This is a genomic window from Pseudovibrio sp. Alg231-02, from assembly GCF_900143565.1.
In the GTDB taxonomy this organism is placed as follows: domain Bacteria; phylum Pseudomonadota; class Alphaproteobacteria; order Rhizobiales; family Stappiaceae; genus Pseudovibrio.
Map to the genome: position 1 here is coordinate 49,468 of NZ_FREX01000018.1, position 6,432 is coordinate 55,899.

General features: G+C 50.8%; 8 protein-coding genes. 3 read left to right on the forward strand and 5 right to left on the reverse strand.

The annotated features are described in order from the left end of the window. The first annotated feature begins 136 nt into the window (after nt 1-136). On the forward strand, nt 137-823 hold the full coding sequence (locus DHN43_RS26290; protein WP_108820622.1) for an outer membrane protein: 687 nt from the start codon (nt 137-139) through the stop codon (nt 821-823). An 80-nt stretch (nt 824-903) separates the two neighbouring features. On the opposite strand, the gene DHN43_RS26295 is transcribed toward DHN43_RS26290, so the two are convergent. From DHN43_RS26295 to sdhC, 4 genes are read right to left on the reverse strand one after another with little or no spacing between them, the layout of a single operon-like run. Further along, entirely contained in the window at nt 904-1,686 is a 783-nt protein-coding gene (locus DHN43_RS26295) for a succinate dehydrogenase iron-sulfur subunit (protein WP_057462991.1), read from the reverse strand. A gap of 25 nt (nt 1,687-1,711) precedes the next feature. Then, nucleotides 1,712-3,577, reverse strand: coding sequence for a succinate dehydrogenase flavoprotein subunit (gene sdhA, locus DHN43_RS26300; protein WP_108820623.1), 1,866 nt, complete (start codon nt 3,575-3,577; stop codon nt 1,712-1,714). A 5-nt stretch (nt 3,578-3,582) separates the two neighbouring features. After that, on the reverse strand, nt 3,583-3,966 hold the full coding sequence (gene sdhD, locus DHN43_RS26305) for a succinate dehydrogenase, hydrophobic membrane anchor protein (RefSeq protein ID WP_063286405.1): 384 nt from the start codon (nt 3,964-3,966) through the stop codon (nt 3,583-3,585). Between the two features lie 10 nt (nt 3,967-3,976). Next, the gene (gene sdhC, locus DHN43_RS26310) at nt 3,977-4,375 is read right to left on the reverse strand and encodes a succinate dehydrogenase, cytochrome b556 subunit (RefSeq protein ID WP_057462994.1); all 399 of its coding nucleotides are present in this window, start codon (nt 4,373-4,375) and stop codon (nt 3,977-3,979) included. Nucleotides 4,376-4,933: 558 nt separating this feature from the next. Between sdhC and DHN43_RS26315 the strand changes: the two genes are divergently transcribed. Next, nucleotides 4,934-5,653 carry an IS6 family transposase gene (locus tag DHN43_RS26315; RefSeq protein ID WP_244307027.1) on the forward strand — a complete coding sequence of 240 codons (720 nt, stop codon included), beginning with the start codon at nt 4,934-4,936 and terminating at the stop codon, nt 5,651-5,653. 27 nt (nt 5,654-5,680) lie between these two features. Here DHN43_RS26315 and DHN43_RS27140 read toward each other — a convergent pair whose 3' ends face one another. Next, complete coding sequence (locus DHN43_RS27140; protein WP_159096994.1) at nt 5,681-5,851, reverse strand: hypothetical protein; 171 nt, start codon at nt 5,849-5,851, stop codon at nt 5,681-5,683. Between the two features lie 90 nt (nt 5,852-5,941). Here DHN43_RS27140 and DHN43_RS26320 point away from each other — a divergent pair, with 90 nt between their 5' ends. Further along, on the forward strand, nt 5,942-6,358 hold the full coding sequence (locus DHN43_RS26320) for a LysR family transcriptional regulator (RefSeq protein WP_108820624.1): 417 nt from the start codon (nt 5,942-5,944) through the stop codon (nt 6,356-6,358). Nucleotides 6,359-6,432 lie beyond the last annotated feature (74 nt).

The following is a 6,432-nucleotide window of genomic DNA, read 5'->3' on the forward strand; positions in this document are numbered from 1 at the left end:
ACTAGCCTTAACGCAAATTTTCCTTTTTAAAATCAAGCATTTATAAAGATCACAGTTCTAGACTTATTTGTATCAAGTTACCTATCACGTCTGATTATTTAGCCGTGTCATCCTCTTGCGTATTTTGGGGGAACCAATGAGTCGCTTAAGAGTATTTGCGTTTGCGGTATTGGGATTGCTCGGCTTCAGCAGCCATTCCTATGCTGTTGAATATCCGCCTGGTGTAGAGGTGGAAGAGCCCTATGAGGTTTACGAGGAAGAAGTTGTCGATGGGCTGATCACCCCACCTCAATATGACTGGGATGGCTTCTATCTCGGTGTGCAGGGTGGCTGGGCCCGCCTTCATGGCACGAACCGCTTCAACAACAGTGGTACGCAGTATAACGGCGGGACCGTTGGGTTATATGGCGGCTACAACTACACTTATCAGAATATTCTGATCGGCGTAGAAGGCGAAGGCGCTTACTGGTCTTTTGGTGAGCGTTCTCGCGGTGAAATGTCATTGCGCTCTGATTACTTCGCTGCCGCAAAGATCCGGGCCGGCATCACCTACGATTGGTTCATGGCGTATGTGACTGGTGGTGCAGCTGTTTCCACCTTCCGTGCCTCTAACCCGAATTTCGGTCCTGGCTCCGACAGCAATACCATGCTTGGCTGGGTTGGCGGTGCTGGCCTTGAGATGTTCGTCACCGAGCGAGTGATTGTACGCCTGGACTATGAGCGCATTGTCTTTCCCGGTCGTAGCTTTACCGTTGGTGGAACGCGCTTCAAGGAAGACATTGACAGCGACGCGATCCGGATCGGTGTTTCCTATAAGTTTTAGGCTATTAGCCTCAAATGAAAAAAGCCGCCTCATTTCAGTGAGGCGGCTTTTCTTGATTTTATAACGTGCTCACACGCTGATTAAACGCGACGCTCGACCATCATCTTCTTGATCTCAGCAATTGCCTTTGCAGGGTTCAGACCCTTTGGACATGCCTGAGAGCAGTTCATGATGGTGTGGCAGCGGTACAGACGGAACGGATCTTCCAGATTGTCCAGACGCTCACCAGTTGCCTCATCGCGGCTGTCGATCAACCAACGGTAAGCCTGCAGAAGGACTGCAGGGCCGAGGTAACGATCACCATTCCACCAGTAGCTTGGGCAAGAGGTGGAGCAGCAAGCACACAGAATGCACTCATAAAGACCATCCAGTTTCTGGCGGTCTTCGTAGGACTGCAGCCATTCTTTTTCAGGCTCAGGTGTCGTGGTTTTCAACCATGGCTCGATAGAGCGATGCTGCGCGTAGAAACGTGTCAGATCCGGCACAAGGTCCTTCACAACAGGCATGTGTGGCAGAGGGTAGATTTTGACGATCTCGTGAGAGCATTCGTCAGCACCCTTTGTGCATGCCAGTGTGTTGGTTCCGTCGATGTTCATCGCACAGGATCCGCAGATCCCTTCACGACAAGACCGGCGGAAGGTCAATGTTGGATCGACCTTATCCTTGATGTAGATGAGCGCGTCCAGCACCATTGGGCCACAATCGTCCGCATCAACGTAGTAGGTGTCGATGCGTGGATTGCGTCCGTCATCCGGAGACCAGCGGTAGATGCGGTACTCACGGGTGTTAGTGGCGCCTTCCGGCTTTGGCCAGACTTTGCCCTCTCCCATCCGGGAGTTTTGTGGCAGTTTAAATTCAGCCATAACAGTTACTCCAGATTTCGGCGCCTTAGTAGACGCGGGCTTTCGGTGCGATCTTCTTCATGTCGATGCCACCTTGATCGTAGGTAGTCAGCGGCTCAAGAACAACCGGACGATAGCTCAAGGTCACCTTACCATCCTCAGAGAGGTGAGAGATGGTGTGCATGCGCCACTCGTCATCATTACGACCACCGAGAGGACCATCTTTATAGTCTTCACGAGCATGTGCACCACGGCTCTCTTTACGCGCTTCAGCGCCGTAAACAGTGGTGATTGCATTGGCCATAAGGTTTTCAAGCTCAAGCGTTTCGACCAGATCAGAGTTCCAAATCATGGAGCTGTCAGAAACGTGCAATTCGCTCATTTCATCCCAGATAGCGGAGATGCGCTTACATCCCTGCTCCAGGCTTTCCTGAGTACGGAACACAGCCGCATCTTCCTGCATGGTCTTCTGCATCTTGGAGCGCAACTCAGCAGTTGGGGTAGAGCCCTTAGCAAAGCGCAGCTTATCGAAGCGAGCCATGATTTTCTGACTGGAAGCTTCGTTAGGCTCTGGAATTGGAGCTTCACGATCAACAACTTCACCAGCGCGGATAGCAGCCGCACGACCAAACACAACAAGATCGATCAGGGAGTTTGAACCGAGGCGGTTTGCACCGTGAACGGACGCACACCCAGCTTCACCAACAGCCATCAGACCCGGCGCGATAGCGTTTGGATCTTCTTTGGTTGGGTTCAGCACTTCACCCCAATAGTTGGTTGGAATACCACCCATATTGTAGTGAACAGTTGGCAGAACCGGGATAGGCTCCTTAGTCACGTCAACACCAGCAAAAATGCGTGCGCTTTCGGAGATGCCTGGAAGACGTTCTGCCAGCAGATCTGGATCAAGGTGATCCAGGTGCAGGAAGATGTGGTCTTTGTTTTTGCCAACGCCACGACCTTCGCGAATTTCCATCGTCATACAACGGGAAACAACATCACGAGAGGCAAGGTCTTTCGCGGAAGGAGCATAACGCTCCATGAAGCGCTCACCCTCGGAGTTTACGAGGTAACCGCCTTCACCACGCGCACCTTCCGTGATCAAACAGCCTGAGCCGTAGATACCGGTTGGGTGGAACTGAACGAACTCCATATCCTGCAGAGGCAGACCCGCACGAGCGATCATGCCGCCGCCATCACCTGTACAGGTGTGGGCAGATGTTGCGGAGAAGAACGAACGCCCGTAACCACCAGTGGCCAGAACAACCATCTTCGCAGAGAAGCGGTGGATTGTGCCGTCATCGAGGTTCCAGGCAATCACGCCCTCACATACGCCCTCTTCTGACATGATCAGATCAAGTGCGAAGTACTCGATGAAGAAATCAGCGTTGTGGCGCAGAGACTGACCATACAGCGTATGCAGGATCGCGTGACCAGTCCGGTCAGCAGCAGCACAGGTGCGCTGTACCGGGGGACCTTCACCGTAGTTCTGCATGTGGCCGCCGAATGGGCGCTGATAGATCTTGCCTTCTTCCGTACGGGAGAAAGGCACACCGTAGTGCTCAAGCTCATAAACTGCCTTTGGTGCTTCACGCGCGAGGTATTCCATCGCATCCGTGTCACCGAGCCAATCAGAGCCTTTAACAGTGTCATACATATGCCACTGCCAGCAGTCTGGCGTCATGTTCTTCAAGCTTGCTGCAATACCACCCTGTGCTGCCACAGTGTGGGAGCGAGTTGGAAACACCTTGGAGATACAAGCTGTTTTCAATCCCTGCTCAGCCATACCGAGCGTTGCCCGAAGGCCAGCACCACCAGCACCTACAACCACAACGTCAAACTTGTGGTCTACAAACTCATAGGCCTTGCCGCTCTGGCTTGGCGCTGTCGATACACCGGTCTGTTCAACCATCTAGATCAGCCTCCGAAGCTGATTTTAAGCACTGCAACCACGGAAGCGAGTGCGATAAAAGAAGCGAAGAAAATGTTTCCCATAAGAAGAAGAAGCTTGAGCCCTTCTGAATGGAAGTAATCTTCGATGATGACTTGCATGCCCAGCTTCATGTGCAGGCAGCCGACCAAGATCACCAAAAGCAGCAAGGTGGAGATGATCGGGTTTTGAAGTGCTTCAGTGAAACTCGCATAATCAGCACCTTGCAGCGCGATGACGAGGATAACAAAGAAGGAAATAAGGAACACATTTGCTACAGCGGTCAAACGCTGGCGCCAGAAATGCGACGTGCCGTCCTTAGCTGAGCCAAGGCCGCGAACTTTCCCGAGCGGAGTGCGCATATCGGTCATTGATCTCTCCTTAAGCGACGATGAAACCGATGATCCAGAGGATCACGGTAAGAGCAACAGAGCCTACGATTGTCGCGCGAGCCATCCAGTTCGCTGCAGACAATTCAAAGCCATGCCCCATGTCCCAGATGAAGTGACGCAAACCGCCAATCATGTGGTGCACAAGTGCCCATGTGAAGCCGAAGAGGACCAGACGGCCCAGGAAGGAACCGAAAACGTCCATTGCGAATTGATAGGACTCAGGACCTGCTGCTGCGCAGATGAGCCAGAACGCCATCAAAATCGTTCCAAAATAAAGCGCCGCCCCGGTGATGCGATGTAGAATGGACATCACCATCGTCACGATCGGCTTATAGATCTGAAGATGGGGCGATAATGGCCGGTTGGCCTTGAGGTCAGCGTTCGCCATAAATCTCTCTCCCGTCCCTGGTTACAGTTACGCTTACGTAAACGTAACAAAACAAGGCGTTGTATGAGGTTCTAATACCTTCAGTTTCGGGGTGCGTCAAAGCATCCTATGCGACTAAATGCTTTTTCTACTAGGTTTGCCCTTAAAATTGGCCGAAATGATTAGATTTTGCGGTGTAAATTTTGTTGGTTTCTACCCGATCAAGTAACAAGAATCTGGTAGTTTATTATCTTGAGTTTTGTAGTCATATTTTAATTTGCTGAAATTGTGAGAAATTTTTCAGAAAATCACTTAAAGTCAAATTACGTTTACGTAAACTTTATTTAATGTGAGCGAGCTGACGCGACCCTCTACTTCAAATTTAGAGCAGCCGATCTTGATTTCCAGTTTAGGCACCTATCCCGTGCTCTATTCACTGGTAAAAAGAGGCGGAGCAGGTGTGGCCGGCCCTGTTGCAAATACTATTCGGATGCCGGATGTTTGGGTAAAGCAAGAGGTATTCCAGTGAGCGGTGATTTCAAATGGCGGCATTATCGTGGGGAAGTCATCCTGTGAGCTGTGCGGTGGTATTGTCGCTACGGGATTASCTACCGTGATTTGGAAGACATGCTTGAAGAGCGCGGTGTTGATGTCGATCACACTACGATTTATCGCTGGGTTCAGCACTATGCACCCGAGATGGAAAAGCGGCTTCGTTGGCATTGGCGGCGGCCATCTTGGAATGGCAGTTGGCAAGTCGACGAAACTTACATCAAGATTAAAGGAAAATGGATGTATCTTTATCGCGCGGTTACAAAACAGGGCGATACAATCGACTTCTACCTCTCTCTAACGCGCAACACAAAGGCCGCAAAAACCTTTTTGGGTAAAGYATTAAGGGGTTTGAAGGATTACGAAAAACCACGCGTGATCAATACCGACAAAGCCCCGACATACGGACCGGCGATAGGGGCATTAAAAGCCGAGGGCAAATGTCCAGCGGACACAGAACACCGCCAAGTTAAGTATCTCAACAACGTGATTGAGGCCGATCATGGCAAGTTGAAGCGGCTAATAAAGCCCACACTAGGCTTCAAATCACGTAAAACAGCCTACGCCACGATCAAGGGTTTTGAGGTGATGCGTGCCCTCAAAAAGGGCCAAGCCAAAGCGTTCCAGATCCAACCTGGGATCAAGGGCGAGGTCCGTCTTATCGAGCGTACATTTGGCTTAGGGGCGGACATGTTCTCGGAGCTCTTTGATCATCACCGTGCCGAAATTGAGGCATGGGCCGCTTGATAAACGGCGCTGAGGTAAATATTTAACTCAAAGCAATATTTGCAACAGGGCCATCATGCGTCCGTTTGGCGTTACGGTGATGTTACCCGGGCGGGTTTCAGAGAATTTTGCCACTTCTTCCAGCTGGAGCGGCTCGCCAGCTACAGCAGATAATGAGAGGAAAGACAGAGCAGAGGCTGCCAGCACAGATTTTAGCATGAATAAGATTTCCTTATTGATTATTGGCGTTCTATGAGACATATGGCTAAACACGATCGATTAGTAAAACTAGAAAAATAAACAGGTCCTATGAGCAACGCCAATAGATCTCCCTTCCGACTTGATACGGACCTGACTGTGCTTCGCTCTTTGATCGCTGTCATTGAGGAGGGTAGTTTTTCCGCTGCAGCAGAAAAAGTGGGGCGGACGCAATCGGCGATCAGCCTGCAAATTGCCAAGCTGGAAGAGCGGTTGGATGTGAAACTATTTGAGCGTACGAGCCGTTCTCTTTCCCAAACCAGCGAAGGTGAGATTTTTATCGGCTATGCTCGAAAGATTTTGGAGTTGGCTGATGAGGCTGTGTTGAGCGTTTCTGCGCCCAAGGAGCAAAGCATGCTGCGCGTCGGGTTTGCAGAGTATCTGGTACCGCAGCACCTACATATTCATCTGGCCCGCTTCAAACGAGCACACCCCACTTGTGATCTCTTTTCAGGCCATCAAAACTGATTGGATTATGATGGGTCAGGAGAATAACATCCCTACCGTTTCTGTCCCCAACGACCTGCTGTATCCAGTCTCTT